The sequence below is a fragment of the Candidatus Poriferisodalis sp. genome, from assembly GCF_965198245.1.
Taxonomy (GTDB): domain Bacteria; phylum Actinomycetota; class Acidimicrobiia; order Acidimicrobiales; family Poriferisodalaceae; genus Poriferisodalis.
Genome location: NZ_OZ240249.1, coordinates 1,541,674 through 1,555,866 on the forward strand (window position 1 = coordinate 1,541,674; position 14,193 = coordinate 1,555,866).

Here is a 14,193-nt window from a genome sequence, read left to right on the forward strand (position 1 = left end):
TCTTTGAGCGACTATGCCGACGCGTTGGCTGACCTGGATCGGCGCGTGACCGACGCGCATCAGTACCTGGGGATCGACGAGGCCCGTGCGGTGGCGAACGGGCTGGAGGCCGAGGCGTCCGAGCCCTCGCTGTGGGATGACCCCGACCGTGCTCGTGCAGTCACCACCCGGCTGTCACGCGTGCGCGACGATATCGAGCGCTGGGAGCGGGCACGCGCCGAGGTGGACGATGCCACGGCGCTCGTCGAACTGGCGACCGAAGAGGACGACGCCGAGTTGCTGCCCGAGATCGAAGAGGCCGTCGAAGCAGCCGAACGCCGGCTCGCAGACATCGAGCTCATGGCGCTGTTCAGCGGCGAGCACGATGAGAACGACGCCGTGTGCGAGATCAATTCGGGTGCCGGGGGCACCGACGCCTGCGACTGGGCCGAGATGCTGCTGCGCATGTACCAGCGCTGGGCCGAGCGCAACGACTTCTCCGTCGAGCTGACCGAGGCGACCGATGGGGGAGAGGCCGGGATTAGCTCTGCGACCTTCCTCGTCAAGGGGCGCCATGCCTTTGGGTTCCTTGCAGCCGAACGGGGCGTGCATCGTCTGGTGCGCATCTCTCCGTTCGATGCGCAGTCCCGCCGCCACACGGCGTTCGCCTCGCTGAAGGTCGTCCCGTTCTTCGAAGAGGTCTCCGACGAGGTCCCCATCGACGAGGGCGATCTGCGCATTGACACGTACCGGTCGTCTGGGGCTGGCGGCCAGCACGTCAACGTCACCGACTCAGCGGTGCGCATCACGCACCTGCCCACGGGCATCGTCGTGGCGTGCCAGAACGAGCGCAGCCAGCACCAGAACAAAGACCGGGCCATGCAGATGCTCGCCGCGAAGCTGGCCTACCTGCAGCGCACCGAGCGCGAGGCAGAGGTTGCAGCCCTGGCGGGCGAACAGCGCGACGTGGCCTGGGGCAGCCAGATCCGCTCGTACGTGCTGCACCCGTATCAACAGGTCAAGGACCTGCGGACCAACGTCGAAGTCGGCAATGTCGACGCCGTGCTCGACGGCGACTTGAACGGCCTGATGGAGGCCTACCTGCGCTGGCAGCGCTCCCAGCGGGGCTCAGACGGCGAGACCTGACGCCGCCGAAGGCATTGACAGCAGAGCATCAAAATAGGTGATGCTATGCTGTCAACATGAGGACCACGGTGACACTCGATACCGATGCAGAGCAGATCATCCGGCGCCGCATGTCCGAGCGCAAGGTCTCGTTCAAGCAGGCACTCAACGATTTGCTGCGTGAGGCCGGTCCGAAGGGTGCGAGCCGGCGACCGTTCGCCACCCAGACGCGCTCGTTGGGCCCGCCGCAAGTCGATTTGACCAAGGCGCTTCAGCTTGCGGGGCAGCTCGAAGACACCGAGTTGGCCCGGCGAATGGAAACCGGTTCGTGAAGCTCGTCGATGCGAACGTCCTGCTGTATGCCGTCAACGAGGACGCCGACCGTCACTGCGAATCGAGGCGTTGGCTCGATTGGGCATTGAACGGCGGTGCGACGGTTGCTTTCGCATGGCTGGCGTTGTTGGCGTTCGTCCGCGTGTCCACTCACCGAGGCGTCTTCTCTCAGCCCTTGACACCAGCGGAAGCCATCGCACGGGCACGGGAGTGGATCGCTCAGCCAGCCGGCGTTGTCGTCGAACCCACGGCTCGGCACCTCGGCATCGTCTCGGAGCTGCTGGCGTCGTCGGGGTCCGGCGGGAACCTCGTCAACGACGCGCATCTTGCAGCGCTGGCGATTGAGCATCGCTGCGAGATCGTCTCGTTCGATCGCGACTTCAGTCGCTTTGAAGGCATCCGACTCGAAGCGCCGTCCTGAGGGTGGCGTAGGAACCGACTGCACTAGGCGCCGCCGGCTGCGGTTTCGACACCGCAGCCGTGTGCGGGCCGCAGGCGGTGAACGGGTTTCACAAGGACGCTGGCGTACCGTAGGACTCAGCTCAATCTCATCCAGATCTGCTGTAGTCAAATCCCGGAAATAACCGACACAGCGATGCCGGAGTCTCGACCCGGCCGCACAGCCCGAAGGCGCGCATGATCCGCTTCGACAACGTCACGAAGATCTACAAGGGCGAGACGCGAGCGGTCAACGGCGTGACCCTCAATATCGAGAAGGGCGAATTCATCTTCCTGGTCGGGCCGTCCGGGTCGGGCAAGTCCACGATGCTGCGCCTCATGACCTGTGAGGAGAAGGTCACCGACGGCAATATCCACGTGGCCGGAAAGGACTTGTCGAAGCTGACCAGCTGGCGCGTGCCCTACTTGCGGCGAAACATCGGCTCGGTCTTCCAGGACTTCAAGCTGCTGCCCAACAAGACCGTCTACGAGAACGTGGCGTTCGCGCTCGAGGTCATCGGTCGCCCCGAGAACGTCATCCGCACGCAGGTCCCAGCCATCTTGGAGCTGGTCGGGCTGGAAGACAAGCAGCGGCGTTTTCCTGACGAGCTGTCGGGTGGCGAGCAGCAGCGCGTGAGCGTTGCCCGTGCGTTCGTGAACCGGCCGCTCATCCTGCTCGCAGACGAGCCCACCGGGAACCTCGACCCTGACACCTCTGAGGAGCTCACCTCGCTGCTGGACCGGATCAATCGCACCGGCACAACTGTGGTCATGGCAACCCACGATCAGACGATCGTGGACCGCATGCGGCGCCGGGTAGTGGCGCTGCGGCACGGCGAGCTGGTGCGCGACGAGCAGCGGGGCGCGTACGGCAACGAGACGGAGTCGCTGGAGGCTGTCGCCTCCCGGCCCCCCGAAAGGGTGGATCCGTGAGCCGGATCCGCTACTTCGCGCGGGAGACTTGGACCAACATCCGGCGCAACCTCACGCTGACGTTCGCTGCGATTCTCACCGTGGCTGTCGGCGTGATGCTGGTGGGCATGGGGCTCATGGCGGGCTACGCCAGCGGAAACGCACTCGACCGCTGGGAGGGCGGCGTCCAGTTCGAGGTGTTCTTGAACCCGCAGATCGATCCCACCCAGATCGACGCACTCGGCATCGAGTTGCAGTCGCACCCTGAGATCGACCGCATCGAGTTCTTCAGCGCTGATGAGGCCTACGCGCTCGTGTCCCAGCAGATGGCCGACCAGCCCGAGTTGCTGGCTCAGGTTTCGCCCGAGGCGCTGCCTGCGTCCTACCGGGTGGTGCCCCGATCGGTCGAGGCAGAGCTGATCGAGTCCCTCGCGGCGCAGTTCCGCCAGCGCCCTGGCGTTCTGTCCGTCCAGACCGGGCGTGAAGAGGTCGACGCCATCCGGACGTGGTTCACGTCGTTCCAAGGCATTGTGCTGCTGCTGTCGATCGTGCTGTCGGGTGCCAGCGTCATGCTGATCTTCAACTCGATCCGGGTGGCCATGTTCGCCCGCCGCCGCGAGATCGAGGTCATGAAGCTGGTCGGTGCCACGAACAGCTTCATCCGGTTCCCGTTCATGCTCGAAGGCATGCTGCACGGCCTCATCGGCGGCATCATCGGAGCCATTGCGGCAGGCGCATTGCGCGGCCATGTCGAGGGGCTGTTCTCTCGCTCGGAGATCCTGGCGTTCTTCAGGTCGTTCGTGGTGACCTCCAACCAGTTCACGACCGTGGTGTTCGTCACCGTGATCGCCGGCGTGCTGGTGGGCGTGCTCGGCTCCGCCTTTGCAGCGAGTCGCTTCCTCGACGTTTGAGACGGCTCGACGTGTAGAAACACCGGGGCCGCGGCATCAGGCGGCGGACATGAAGCGCTACGACCCGGGGAGGCCCCATGCCGGAGTTCGAGACGATCCTGTTCCAGGTTGACGACCACGTCGCCACCATCATCCTCAACCGGCCGGAGCGACTGAACGCGTTCAACAGCCAGATGCTCTGCGATGTCATGGACGCCATTGACCTCGTTGACGCCGACGACGACGTTCGGGCAGTGATCTTCACCGGCGCCGGCCGCGGCTATTGCGCCGGTGCGGATCTCGGTGGGGGCTCCGCCGCCTTCGATTTCGACAATCAGACCGATGAGCAGAAGGCCGAACGGGCCGCAGAGCGACGCGAGAGCGACGATCTGTCGTGGATGCGTGATGGCGGCGGGCTGCTCGCGTTGCGCCTGTACGAGTGCAACAAGCCGCTCATCGCGGCGATCAACGGCCCCGCCGTCGGCGTGGGCGTCACGATGACGCTGCCGATGGACATCCGGCTGGCGTCGACCAAGGCGCGCATCGGGTTCGTGTTCGCCCGGCGGGGACTGGTGCCCGAGGCCTGCTCGTCGTACTTCTTGCCGCGCGTGGTCGGGCTGTCGCGTGCGTTGGAGTGGTGTTTCAGCGGCCGCGTCTTCGATGCAGCCGAGGCTCTCGAAGGCGGGCTCGTGCGCAGCCTGCACGAGCCCGTCGATCTGCTGCCTGCAGCCCGAGCCATCGCTGCCGACATTGCCGAGAACACCTCGGCGATCTCGGTGACGGTGATCCGCCACATGCTGTGGCGCATGCTGGCTGCCGACCATCCAATGGAGGCCCACAAGATCGACTCGCGGGGGATCTACCACCTCGGGCAAGGCGCGGACGCGCATGAAGGTGTGGCGTCCTTTCTCGAGAAGCGACCTCCCGAATTCACGCTGCGTCCGAGCCAGGACCTGCCCGAGTACGTCCCGTGGTGGGACGAGCCCGAATTCAGCTAGCCCCAACTCAGCTGGCCCAGCCTCAAGCGGGCCGGGCCCCGGATCCCGCCGAGGGCACCGGATCGTCGCCCCAGCCGGTGAGCAGGATGCCTACGACGCAGGCAGTGACCGCGAGTCCGAAGGCGGGCCCGAAGCTGTCGAACCAGTCGGCGAGCAGGCCGCCGATCTGGGGCCCTGCCGCTAGGCCGAAGCCGAACAGGATCGTCGCAACCCCGTAGGCAGCACCAAACTCGTCGCCGGCGAGGTTGTCGCTGACGCTGGCGGCGATGGAAGCGATGGAAGCGATGATGCCGGTGAAGGCGGTGCCGAACACGAATGCCGACGCCCACGCGACCGGCGGCCCCCCGAGCGCGAGCACTGGGTATGCCGTCAAGGTGATGGTCGAGACCAGCGAGACGCCGAAGCCGATGGTGACCGTGCGTCGTCTGCCGAGTCGGTCGGCCATGCGGCCGAAGATCGGACCGCCGGCGATGCTGCCGATGCCGATGGACGAGAAGGCGATCGCAGCGCCCCTCGCGTCGAAGAGGTCTGCGTAGCTCTCGAGGTGGCTCACGATGAACGTGAGCACCGTCGTCACGACGAAGGCGTGCAGCGTGTAGGCGGCGATCAGCCTTCCGGCTTGGGGCACCTTGCCGAGCGCGGCGCGGGCGCCGCCGAAACCCGTGCGGCCCGGTGTGCGCGACCACCTGCGCACGGCGATAGCGAGGGCCACCAGCACCACCGCGCCAATGACGAATTCGATCCGGTACACGTTGCGCGGATGACTGAGGTCTGCAGTGGCGAGCACGGCCTCGGTCGAGCCGGCGTTGGCCGGATCGCTGAGGAGTGCGTCGATGGCGGCCGCTGCGACCATGCCGCTGCCGACGCCGCCGGTCATCCAGCCAGCGGCGGCACCGCGGCGTTCGGGCCCCAGCAGCTCGGCTGCGAGCCCGGGCGTGCCCACCCACACGCCGGCCGCGCAGAAGCCCGTCAGCGCGAGTGCGAAGGCCGCGACTCCCACGTTCGGACTCCATGCCAGCAACGCCAAGCCGACCACGTTGCCTGCCAGGCCGATCCGAACGGCGCCGCTCAGTCCCGTGCGTCCGACCGTCACTGCGACCACCAGCGAGCCCCCGACGTACAGCAGCAGGTTCAGCGAACCGAGCGCGCCTGCGACGGTGTTGGACAGGCTGAACCCGTCTCGCAGGTCTGCGAACAGCAGCGAGTAGGTGAAGCGGCCGAACGACTGCGACACTGCCGCCGCTGCCGCCAACGTCAGCAGCGTGGCGATTCGCCGTGCGCGGCTGAACGATTCGGTATGGGCAGCGGTCGTCAAGGTCAGCTCGCCGTATGGCTCATGGCGTCAGAGGGGCGCAATCCTGTGAGCGGCGCGGCGTGCGGCCTAATCGTGCGGCCAGGTCACGGCGGGGACCGGGGGACGCTGGTGGTAGATCGTCTCGGTGGTGATCACCCGGCGGGGCGAACGCTGCATGTCTGCGAACTTTGCGACGTCGGCGCGGATGACGTCCCGGTCGTGGTCGTCACCGAAGAATCGCTCGCGCAGGTCTTCGAGCGAAGCGAATGAGACCAGGGCGAAGCCGTCGTAGGACGGGCCGTTGAGCGTGGCGACGACGCTGAGCTGGGTGTAGTCCCACATGCCCGGGTGATGTCTCAGCGCAAGCGGGGCGTGGGTGTCGCGCCAGTGGTTGTCGCCCTGCATGTGGGTCAGGTCAGGGTGGTGGACCATGGGAAAGATCGCCGTCAAGCCTGGTGACGCCGCGCCTGGGTCGGCCCCCAAGGGGCGCTCGCGGATGATGCGTGAGAAACCCAGGTACGTGCCGACTGTCGCAGCGCGTGCGAGCGCGTCGGGGGAGTCGGTCATGGCCCGCACCAGCGTGCGGAACGGGAAGTCGCGGCGGTCGTCCGGATCGGCCGCGTAGCAGATCCCGTTGACGTTGGTCGCTACCTCGGATGCGGCGTCGGGATCGTTGCCAGTGACGACGAGCTCAAGCACGCCAGCACGTTAGTGCTGAGCATCAAACACAGCGCAACGCAGTGCTGACCTCCGGGCACTGCCCAACCCGATGTTGGCCCTCGATCGCCGAGAAACCCACTGCTTTGGCTGCGGAGTCCGGCAGGATGGGGGCGTGCTCGAGATGGACGAGGCGAGGTTCGCTGAGCTGGTCGAGGAGGCGCTCGAAGACATCCCCGACGCGCTTCGCTCGCTCATGGACAACGTCGCGATCTTCGTGGAGGACCGCGGAGACGATCCCGATCTGCTCGGCGTCTATGAGGGCATCCCGCTGACAGAGCGCCACGACTATGGCGGGCTGGCCATGCCTGACAGCATCGTCATCTACCGGCTGCCGATCCTGGAGATGTGCGAGACGGCCGATGAGGCCGTCGAAGAGGTGCTGGTGACGGTGGTGCACGAGATCGCGCACCACTTCGGCATCGACGACGACCGGCTGCACGAGCTCGGCTGGGACTGACCTCGGTCGCGTTGCCGCTCCAGAACGCTCCCGCGCGGCGATCTCAGATGCGGCCGAGGCCGAGATCCAACCGGCCCCGCGCAACGTTCGCAGCAAGCACCTCAGTAGGACCTTCAGCAAGTCGCATCGCCCGTGCCCGTCGCAGGATGCCGGCAAGTGGGTGGCCGTCGACGAGCGCCGTTCCGCCGACGAGCTGAATCGCATCATCGCAGACCCGGCTCAGCGTCTCGGTCGCGAGCGACTTGGCTGCCATGACCTCATTGACGGCGTTCTCGCCGGAATCGACCAGACGCGCCGTGCGGTAGAGCGCACTGCGGGCTGCGTAGGCGGCGATGCGCATGTCGCCAAGGTTGACCCTCTCGACATCGGTCCCGGTCCGCGCTGGGGTGTCCCCATCGCTGCGCCGCGCCGATCGTTCTGCGAGCGACTGCTCGACCAGGTCGATGGCGAACCGGCTCTGGCCGACGCAGTCGGCTGCAATCGATAGCCGTGTGGCGTTGATCTGGCTCAGCGCTCTGCCGAGCCCGCGTCCGGCCTCGCCGATGACGTGCGTTGCCGGCACCCGAACATCGGAGAACGTGAACGCGGCGTGGTGGCTGCCATCGAGCGTCCCGAACCGCTTGGTCAGCGTCACGCCAGGCCTGTCAGTCTCAATGAGCACCATTGCCGGCCCGGTCCCGGAGATCTCGACGAGCGCATTGATGAAGGCGGCGTCGGTCCCGCCGGTGACGTACGACTTCTGGCCGTTGATCACCAGGTCGTCCCCGTCATGTACTGCCCAGGTGTGGCGGGGGGCGTCGGCGGGCTCGGTGAAGCCGAAGCCGCTGCGTAGCTCTCCAGCCAAGTACGGCAGCAGGAACTGGGTGCGCACCGGGTCGCCGACGTTGGCAAGCACTCCCGGTGACGGGCCGAGTATTCCTGGCAAGTGACCCACATTGCGGCTGCCGAGCGTGTCGCGCACGATGGTCAGCGCCAGCGCTCCCGCTTCAGTGCCGCCGAAGGCCGCTGGCTGGGTCATGCCGAACACGCCCGCCGCCTTGGATGCCTGCCGGGTCGCCGGGCCGAGATCCTCCGCGTCAACCCGTGTCGCAAGCGCCGCCAACTCGTCGGCAAGGCGCTCAACCGTGCGTAGGACCTCGGTGTGCTGCGAGTCGAGGAAGTCAGGCATCGGCAAGAGACTCCGGACCGGGATCAGCCGGCGGGCGGGCCGCAGCCTAAGCGGCCGCGTGGAGAGGTGACGTCTCGGAAAGCTGCCGTCGAGCGTTCTTTGTGCAAATTTGCCGCCTGTGGCGGCATTTCTGCGCAAAGTCCGACGCCAAACAATTCTCTGTGCAATATTGCCGCCTGTAGCGGCATTTCTGCGCAAAGTCGAGAACGGCGGGGCTGCCCGACTTCGCCGCCAATCCGTTCAGACTCTAAGCGGTGTGGGTGTGCACCCAGTCGGTGATCAGATCGGCTGCCTCGGCCCTCGCACCTGAAGGCTGCCGAAGGTAATGGTCGCCGGCGATGCTGTGCAACGGCACGTCGGGCGCACCGGGTCGGCCGCGCAGCGCGCCGACGATCTTGGCCGTGTCGGAGGTGAAGATACCCGTGTCGGCATCAGCATCGATGACGATCGCCGGCAGCGTGATGTGCTGCGCCTGGTCGGTGCTGCACTGCGAGTCGCTGAGGCTCCACATCGACAACCAGGTCCGCAGGGAGCTGACCGTGCCGACACCGAAGATCCCGTAGTTGGCCCGGCGCGGATCGCCGAGATAGCAACCGGGCACGCTTCGCTGGCTGGGGTCGATCGAGCCGTCGAGCATGCGCAGGTCGGCCCACAGTCGCGGGACCACGAACAGGCGCTCGCGGTGTCCCGCAGCAGCCAGTCGATCCAGCTCGTCCTTGCACCACGCGGTGATGCGGTCGTTGCGCGCACGCTGCGCGCTCCGGTACGCACCAATGAACTCAGGATCGAACGGGGGCTGCCGATCCGCGGCGTAGGGGTCAAGGTTTGGGTCGACGCTGAGGGGATCGTTCTCGTCGGTGATCGATGGGTCCATCCAGTTCGTCAGCACTTCAGCGCGGCCGGTGTGCGCCACGATGGAGACGTACAGGTCGCCTCCCGCCAGATCGTCGATCGCTGGGCTGAGACTTCGCCGGCTGTACTCGGGAACCAGGTTGGGTGCCGTGGCCTGGGCTTGATAGGTGGCCATGAGCGAACCCCCGCCGCTGTTGCCCAGCAGCACAACGCAGTCGACGCCCTGGCTGCGCAGCCATCGGACCCCGACATCAATGTCCGCGAGAGCCAGATCGGCCAGGAAGTACGGCTCGGCACCCCGGAAGCGGGTGTTCCAGCCCAGGAAGCCCAAGCCACGCTCGGCGATGAATTCGGCCAAGTAGTGCTCGCTGAAGTCGATGTTGTAGTGGGTGGCGATCAGTGCTGTGCGAGGCTCGCGGCCCTCGGGCCGGCAGTAGACGCCCTGGCAGGGATGCCCGCCGACGCCGGCTCGGGGGGCGCTAGCGCTCGGCAGCGCGACGAACTCACGGATGATCCCCATCTGCAGGCTGGCCCTTGTTCAGGCCGAGGCGTCAGTGGGCACCGGGGCGCGTATCACCGCAAGTGCCCCCTCGGGGTCGGGTTCGAAGCCGGTCGTGTCCGCACACAGCTCGACCATGATGCCGTTCGGGTCGAGGTAGTAGAGCGACTGGCACCAGCCATGGTCGATGTCCATGAGCGGCTTCATCCCGGCCCCGGTCATGCGGTTGCGGACGGTCTCTTGCATTTCAGGTGTGGCCCGCACTGCGACGTGGTTGACCCAGACCGGCAGTCCCACCGACTTGCTGAGATCAGTGCTGAAGTCGGCCTGCTCGCCCATGTTGGAGATCTGGAAGAACGCAATGCACTCCCCGTCGCCGATGTCATAGAAGACGTGCTTGATCCAGCCCGTAGGACCGCCGTCGGGCGTCGGGCGCTCGTCCTGCTCGGCGTGGACCAGCGGGAACCCCATGAGCTCCTCATAGAAGCGGTGCGTCGCCTCGAGGTCCTTTGTTGCGTATGCGACGTGATGAAGTCCCATGCTTCCCCCTGCTGGACCGGCCCTTCTGCGAGCGATGGCGTTCTGCGGTGTCGATGCGCGGACACTGGCTTTGCCGTAACACGCGGTCTCAGGCTGTCACATTCCTGCAGGCCGATTCGCCAAGTCGGCCCGCAGCTGTATGGATCACTCAAGCGGGAAGGTCGCGACGTCCACGTAGCCGCCCCAAGGTGCCGATTCGACGAGGCTGATCTGGGACACGTCGAACACTTCGTGAAGCCGTGGCCAGTCCACCTGAGGCGGGCGGCGACGGAACCGTGCCACGGTCAGGTGGCCCACGAACGGGTGGTCCGGCGGCGTGTCGCCGATGAACCGGGTGGGCTCGATGACCGAGGCGGCCAACTCGTCGACGCCCTCGGCAGGCAGCATGAGCACACCACGGCCCAGTCGTTCTGGAGCTGGACCAATGGTCACCTGAGCAGTGGGAAGCGTCGTCGATTCCAAGGTGCTGCGCGTCTCGTGCTGGTCGCACTCGCCGAGGAATCGCAACGTGATGTGCAAACGGTGTGGCTTCGTCCATCTGACTCCCGGAGCGGCCGGTCGAGCAAGCCCAGCCAATTTGTCGACGACAGATTCGGGCGGCCACACGGCGACGAACAAGCGCGGCACGGCGTGAAACTAGTGGCCTGTTGCGACATCTGAGAACGCCTGGCGGCGGGTTACGCTCCCAACCGTGGCCCGCCTCCTGCGACGCGCGACAACTCTCGTCGCCTGCTGCCTTGCGAGTACGGGCCTCGTGGCTGGCTGCAGCAGCGACAGTGACGAGACACCGCAAACGGTGGTCGAGGGCACGGCCGCGCCGGCCGCAGCGACCACGGAAGCCCCGGTGAGCGACACCTTGGCACCCGACCCTGATGAGGGAAGCGGCGCAGAGCGCCACGACGAAGACGGCGATGACCTTGAGTCACGCGACGAGGACGGGGGCGATCGTCACGACGGCGATGACGATGGCTACGAGGATGAGCAAGGCGACGACGCCGATGACTCGTCTCGGGACGACGACGACGCCGATGCATCGGTTGATGTCGATTTGGACGATCGTTCCGATCGCGACGACGGTGACGATGGTTACGAGGACGATGATCAGGGGGAGGACGGCCGCGAGGACGACGACACCGGCGACGGCCAAGAGTCGGTTGATGACGATTCGGATGATCGTTCCGATGACGATGGTCACGAGGATGACGATCAGGGGGAGGACGGCCGCGAAGACGACGACACCGGCGATGAACAAGAGTCGGTTGATGACGATTCGAATGATCGTTCCGATGACGACGTCGATGAGAACGGTGCCGAAAGCGATGACGGCGATGACGGTGGCGAAGCCGGTGAGTCAGATGATCGGGAAGCCGAGTCCAGTGATGATCAGAATCCTGATGACGACCCCGCCACGGATGAGGATGAGGACCGCCAACAGGACGACGCAAGCGACGCGGCTGACGACGAGGCAGATGGTGACGCAGCGGAAGCATCCGACGATGAGCCGGGGGAGGGCACGGAACCAGACCCTGAGGACGACGAGTCTGAGGACGACCAGACGGACGCCGGCGGCGAAGCCGAAGACGTCACCACGCAACCCGAGCCGACCGAAAATCCGGCCCAAGTGCTGGCGCTCGCTGTACCACAGCTGGATGGCACAACCTTCGACATCGAAGCGGTGGCCGGCAGGGACGTACTGCTGTGGTTCTGGGCGCCGTGGTGACCGAATTGCCGGAGGGAAGCGCCTGCGGTCGCAGCGCTGAAGTCACAGCACGGAGACAACCTCGTCCTTGTCGGCATTCCCGGGCGCGATACCCCAGCGGCGATGTCGCGCTTCGTGAGCACGTACGGCGTCGGAAACATGCCGCACCTACCCGACGAGAACGGCGACCTTTGGAGGAGGTTCGGCGTGAGCTATCAGCCCCGCTGGCTGCTGATCCGTGCCGACGGCACCGAGGAACCTGGCGGCGGCGTCCCACCCGACAGCATCGTCCAAGACGCCCTCACCCCTGGAGCCCCCGGCTGATCCGGGCTCAGCTATTCGGCGTCGGCCAGCAGTTCACGCAGGAGAGCGGGAGGATCGTCTGCGGTGATCAGTGCTTCGCCGATCAACGCAGCGTGGTAGCCGGCGTCCAAGATTGTTCTCATCGGCGTTCCGCCTGGCACGCCGATGCCTGACGCCGCGACGAGCAGGATCCCGTCGTCGATTCTCTCGAAGCAGCGGCTGACCCGTACTGCCTTGTCGTAGTCCACGGTGAACTTCGTCGATTCGGGGTTGTCACGCTGGTTGATCGCGATCATGTAGGCGCCGAGGTCGACTGCCACTTCGAACTCGGCCTCGTCTCGTACCTCAGTCAGCACGTCAACGCCGAGCGACAGAGCAAGCTCTTGCATCGGCGGCAGTTGCGACGGCTCGATGTCGGCGAGGATGACGAGCAATGCGTCGGCACCCATGGCGTGGCTGTCGCGCACATCGTCGAGCGTGCGCAGGAAGTCCTTGCGCAGGACCGGCAGTCCGGTGACGTCCTTGGCGGCCTGCAAGTCCTCGGGGGAGCCGCTGAACCGTTCGCTCTCGGTCAGCACCGACAGACACGCCGCCCCGCCGGCCTTGTACTCGGACGCAAGATCGGCGGCGTCTGCGTCGGCCCGCAACGCCCCGCGTGACGGCGAGCGGCGTTTGATCTCGGCGATTACCGAGAGTCCTTCTTCCCGCAGCGCAGCGGCGAATCGATGTCCGGTCGCCACCGATCTCGCCTCGGCATCGTCTTCAGCAGCGTTGTCAGCAGCCATAGGGACGATCTCACTCCGCGACTCGGCAATGCCTAAGAGATTGGCCCGCGACTCTACGGGCCGCAACATGAACTAGGGCCTCTGTGCGCCGCCAGCGAGTCCTCGAAGTGGCGGTTCTCGCCGGGGCTCAGTGCCCGTACGACAGAAATCGCTTGGGTGTTCGGCAAATATCGAAATATATTCAAGTTCCATGGATGAAGAGCTCTTGAATGATGACGGCGGTGAATTGCAGCGCCGTGAGCTGCGTGCCGCAGGAGTGCTCATCGCATCCGACGCAAGGCTGCGGCCGACCACCACGATGGTCGCCGACGACGAGGCGGGCGACACGATCGCGGTCGCCGCCCTACTGCTCGACGTGACCCGCCCGGACTGCGTTGATCGAGTCGTGAGCTGGCTGCGCGATACGGCGACGCTCCTCGAGACCATCCGCGAGCTCGAGCGCTGAGCCCGCATCAACTCAATGTCGACGAGGAGCCTCTCCACGAGTAACTGCGGGAGCGAAACACGTGCCTATGGGCCACCGCGCTGCCACGCCGCTCCAGCGACCACAGCTAGTTTTCTCTGGGTGATGCTGTCTGTCAGAGAATTGCACAAGGTGATCGCGGCTACCGCGCATTGCGTGGCGCTGGATCGCTTTGCTTACTCGAACATCCCCAGATAAGTGACGGGACGAATCGTGGACTCCAATCATCCTGATGTCACGGCCCAGCTCGATTCCCTCTATGAATGGGAGCCCTCTGAACTCGACGCCGGCCTGCGCGCAGCCCAAGCGCGTGCGGTATCGATTAGGGCACTGGATATCGAGGGTTTCCGGTGCTGGGCGCTCGGCGATCTCACTGACAACAGGAACCGGGGGCTGTTCGCGGAGTGGCTGGTCGGCCAGGCGCTCGACGCGGTTGACGAGGCTGAGCCCCGTCGGGAATGGGATGCCTTCGATCTGGCGTACGGCAGTCTTCGCATTGAGGTGAAGGCATCTGGCCGCAGTCAAACGTGGAACCCAAACGAATCGGCGACGCCACGCTTTGACATCGCTCCCCGTAGGCACTCATGGGTGGCCGTCACTGACGAGTGGTTTGAGGCATGTGCAAGCCCGGCAGGCCGTGGAGACACTGCACAGACTCATCGGCAGCTCTGAGGATTCGCGTGAGAACCCTCAGTGGGATTGGGTGCACAGCTCGGCTCGGACGTCCAAGAATTCGCG

Annotated in this window: 18 protein-coding genes; 11 read left to right on the plus strand and 7 right to left on the minus strand. The window is 65.8% G+C overall.

Translation table 11 applies throughout. The features are described from left to right. Positions 1-3 precede the first annotated feature (3 nt). From prfB to ACOCMM_RS07110, 6 genes are all read left to right on the plus strand, one after another. Positions 4-1,125, plus strand: coding sequence for a peptide chain release factor 2 (gene prfB / locus ACOCMM_RS07085; RefSeq protein WP_419554836.1), 1,122 nt, complete (start codon positions 4-6; stop codon positions 1,123-1,125). Between the two features lie 56 nt (positions 1,126-1,181). Then, on the plus strand, positions 1,182-1,436 hold the full coding sequence (locus ACOCMM_RS07090; protein WP_419552478.1) for an antitoxin: 255 nt from the start codon (positions 1,182-1,184) through the stop codon (positions 1,434-1,436). Continuing rightward, positions 1,433-1,858 (plus strand): type II toxin-antitoxin system VapC family toxin, encoded by a 426-nt coding sequence (locus ACOCMM_RS07095; protein ID WP_419552479.1) that lies wholly within the window; start codon positions 1,433-1,435, stop codon positions 1,856-1,858. The genes ACOCMM_RS07090 and ACOCMM_RS07095 overlap by 4 nt, the downstream gene beginning before the upstream one ends. Positions 1,859-2,073: 215 nt before the next feature. Continuing rightward, positions 2,074-2,808, plus strand: a complete 735-nt coding sequence (gene ftsE / locus ACOCMM_RS07100) for a cell division ATP-binding protein FtsE (protein WP_419552480.1) — start codon at positions 2,074-2,076, stop codon at positions 2,806-2,808. Continuing rightward, positions 2,805-3,698 (plus strand): cell division protein FtsX, encoded by an 894-nt coding sequence (locus ACOCMM_RS07105; RefSeq protein WP_419552481.1) that lies wholly within the window; start codon positions 2,805-2,807, stop codon positions 3,696-3,698. The genes ftsE and ACOCMM_RS07105 overlap by 4 nt, the downstream gene beginning before the upstream one ends. A gap of 77 nt (positions 3,699-3,775) precedes the next feature. Then, positions 3,776-4,675, plus strand: a complete 900-nt coding sequence (locus ACOCMM_RS07110) for a crotonase/enoyl-CoA hydratase family protein (RefSeq protein ID WP_419552482.1) — start codon at positions 3,776-3,778, stop codon at positions 4,673-4,675. Between the two features lie 22 nt (positions 4,676-4,697). On the opposite strand, the gene ACOCMM_RS07115 is transcribed toward ACOCMM_RS07110, so the two are convergent. Further along, entirely contained in the window at positions 4,698-5,990 is a 1,293-nt protein-coding gene (locus ACOCMM_RS07115) for an MFS transporter (protein ID WP_419552483.1), read from the minus strand. Between the two features lie 66 nt (positions 5,991-6,056). Next, positions 6,057-6,668 (minus strand): EthD family reductase, encoded by a 612-nt coding sequence (locus tag ACOCMM_RS07120; protein WP_419552484.1) that lies wholly within the window; start codon positions 6,666-6,668, stop codon positions 6,057-6,059. 133 nt (positions 6,669-6,801) lie between these two features. Here ACOCMM_RS07120 and ACOCMM_RS07125 point away from each other — a divergent pair, with 133 nt between their 5' ends. Next, on the plus strand, positions 6,802-7,146 hold the full coding sequence (locus ACOCMM_RS07125) for a metallopeptidase family protein (RefSeq protein WP_419552485.1): 345 nt from the start codon (positions 6,802-6,804) through the stop codon (positions 7,144-7,146). Positions 7,147-7,189: 43 nt separating this feature from the next. Here ACOCMM_RS07125 and ACOCMM_RS07130 read toward each other — a convergent pair whose 3' ends face one another. The 4 genes from ACOCMM_RS07130 to ACOCMM_RS07145 form a co-directional block, all read right to left on the minus strand. Beyond that, the gene (locus ACOCMM_RS07130; protein WP_419552486.1) at positions 7,190-8,314 is read right to left on the minus strand and encodes an acyl-CoA dehydrogenase family protein; all 1,125 of its coding nucleotides are present in this window, start codon (positions 8,312-8,314) and stop codon (positions 7,190-7,192) included. Between the two features lie 247 nt (positions 8,315-8,561). After that, positions 8,562-9,686 carry an alpha/beta hydrolase family protein gene (locus tag ACOCMM_RS07135; RefSeq protein WP_419552487.1) on the minus strand — a complete coding sequence of 375 codons (1,125 nt, stop codon included), beginning with the start codon at positions 9,684-9,686 and terminating at the stop codon, positions 8,562-8,564. A gap of 18 nt (positions 9,687-9,704) precedes the next feature. Next, positions 9,705-10,205 carry a VOC family protein gene (locus tag ACOCMM_RS07140; protein WP_419552488.1) on the minus strand — a complete coding sequence of 167 codons (501 nt, stop codon included), beginning with the start codon at positions 10,203-10,205 and terminating at the stop codon, positions 9,705-9,707. 144 nt (positions 10,206-10,349) lie between these two features. Next, positions 10,350-10,832, minus strand: coding sequence for a 2'-5' RNA ligase family protein (locus ACOCMM_RS07145; RefSeq protein WP_419552489.1), 483 nt, complete (start codon positions 10,830-10,832; stop codon positions 10,350-10,352). Between the two features lie 64 nt (positions 10,833-10,896). Here ACOCMM_RS07145 and ACOCMM_RS07150 point away from each other — a divergent pair, with 64 nt between their 5' ends. Both ACOCMM_RS07150 and ACOCMM_RS07155 read left to right on the plus strand, forming a co-directional pair. Continuing rightward, positions 10,897-11,925 carry a hypothetical protein gene (locus ACOCMM_RS07150; RefSeq protein WP_419552490.1) on the plus strand — a complete coding sequence of 343 codons (1,029 nt, stop codon included), beginning with the start codon at positions 10,897-10,899 and terminating at the stop codon, positions 11,923-11,925. A gap of 102 nt (positions 11,926-12,027) precedes the next feature. After that, on the plus strand, positions 12,028-12,228 hold the full coding sequence (locus ACOCMM_RS07155) for a hypothetical protein (protein ID WP_419552491.1): 201 nt from the start codon (positions 12,028-12,030) through the stop codon (positions 12,226-12,228). Positions 12,229-12,239: 11 nt separating this feature from the next. Here ACOCMM_RS07155 and ACOCMM_RS07160 read toward each other — a convergent pair whose 3' ends face one another. After that, on the minus strand, positions 12,240-12,992 hold the full coding sequence (locus tag ACOCMM_RS07160; protein ID WP_419552492.1) for an indole-3-glycerol-phosphate synthase: 753 nt from the start codon (positions 12,990-12,992) through the stop codon (positions 12,240-12,242). Positions 12,993-13,182: 190 nt separating this feature from the next. On the opposite strand from ACOCMM_RS07160, the gene ACOCMM_RS07165 reads away from it, so the two are divergent. Then, positions 13,183-13,437 (plus strand): hypothetical protein, encoded by a 255-nt coding sequence (locus ACOCMM_RS07165; protein WP_419552493.1) that lies wholly within the window; start codon positions 13,183-13,185, stop codon positions 13,435-13,437. A gap of 216 nt (positions 13,438-13,653) precedes the next feature. Then, the gene (locus ACOCMM_RS07170) at positions 13,654-14,127 is read left to right on the plus strand and encodes a hypothetical protein (RefSeq protein WP_419552494.1); all 474 of its coding nucleotides are present in this window, start codon (positions 13,654-13,656) and stop codon (positions 14,125-14,127) included. The last annotated feature ends 66 nt before the right edge of the window (positions 14,128-14,193 follow it).

Excerpts from the sequence above, each read along its gene's own strand:
- ACOCMM_RS07090 (WP_419552478.1), top strand. The coding sequence starts at position 1,182 with ATGAGGACCACGGTGACACTCGATACCGATGCAGAGCAGATCATCCGG.
- ftsE (WP_419552480.1), top strand. The coding sequence starts at position 2,074 with ATGATCCGCTTCGACAACGTCACGAAGATCTACAAGGGCGAGACGCGA.
- ACOCMM_RS07110 (WP_419552482.1), top strand. The coding sequence starts at position 3,776 with ATGCCGGAGTTCGAGACGATCCTGTTCCAGGTTGACGACCACGTCGCC.
- ACOCMM_RS07130 (WP_419552486.1), bottom strand. The coding sequence starts at position 8,314 with ATGCCTGACTTCCTCGACTCGCAGCACACCGAGGTCCTACGCACGGTT.
- ACOCMM_RS07135 (WP_419552487.1), bottom strand. The coding sequence starts at position 9,686 with ATGGGGATCATCCGTGAGTTCGTCGCGCTGCCGAGCGCTAGCGCCCCC.
- ACOCMM_RS07140 (WP_419552488.1), bottom strand. The coding sequence starts at position 10,205 with ATGGGACTTCATCACGTCGCATACGCAACAAAGGACCTCGAGGCGACG.
- ACOCMM_RS07155 (WP_419552491.1), top strand. The coding sequence starts at position 12,028 with ATGTCGCGCTTCGTGAGCACGTACGGCGTCGGAAACATGCCGCACCTA.
- ACOCMM_RS07160 (WP_419552492.1), bottom strand. The coding sequence starts at position 12,992 with ATGGCTGCTGACAACGCTGCTGAAGACGATGCCGAGGCGAGATCGGTG.
- ACOCMM_RS07165 (WP_419552493.1), top strand. The coding sequence starts at position 13,183 with ATGGATGAAGAGCTCTTGAATGATGACGGCGGTGAATTGCAGCGCCGT.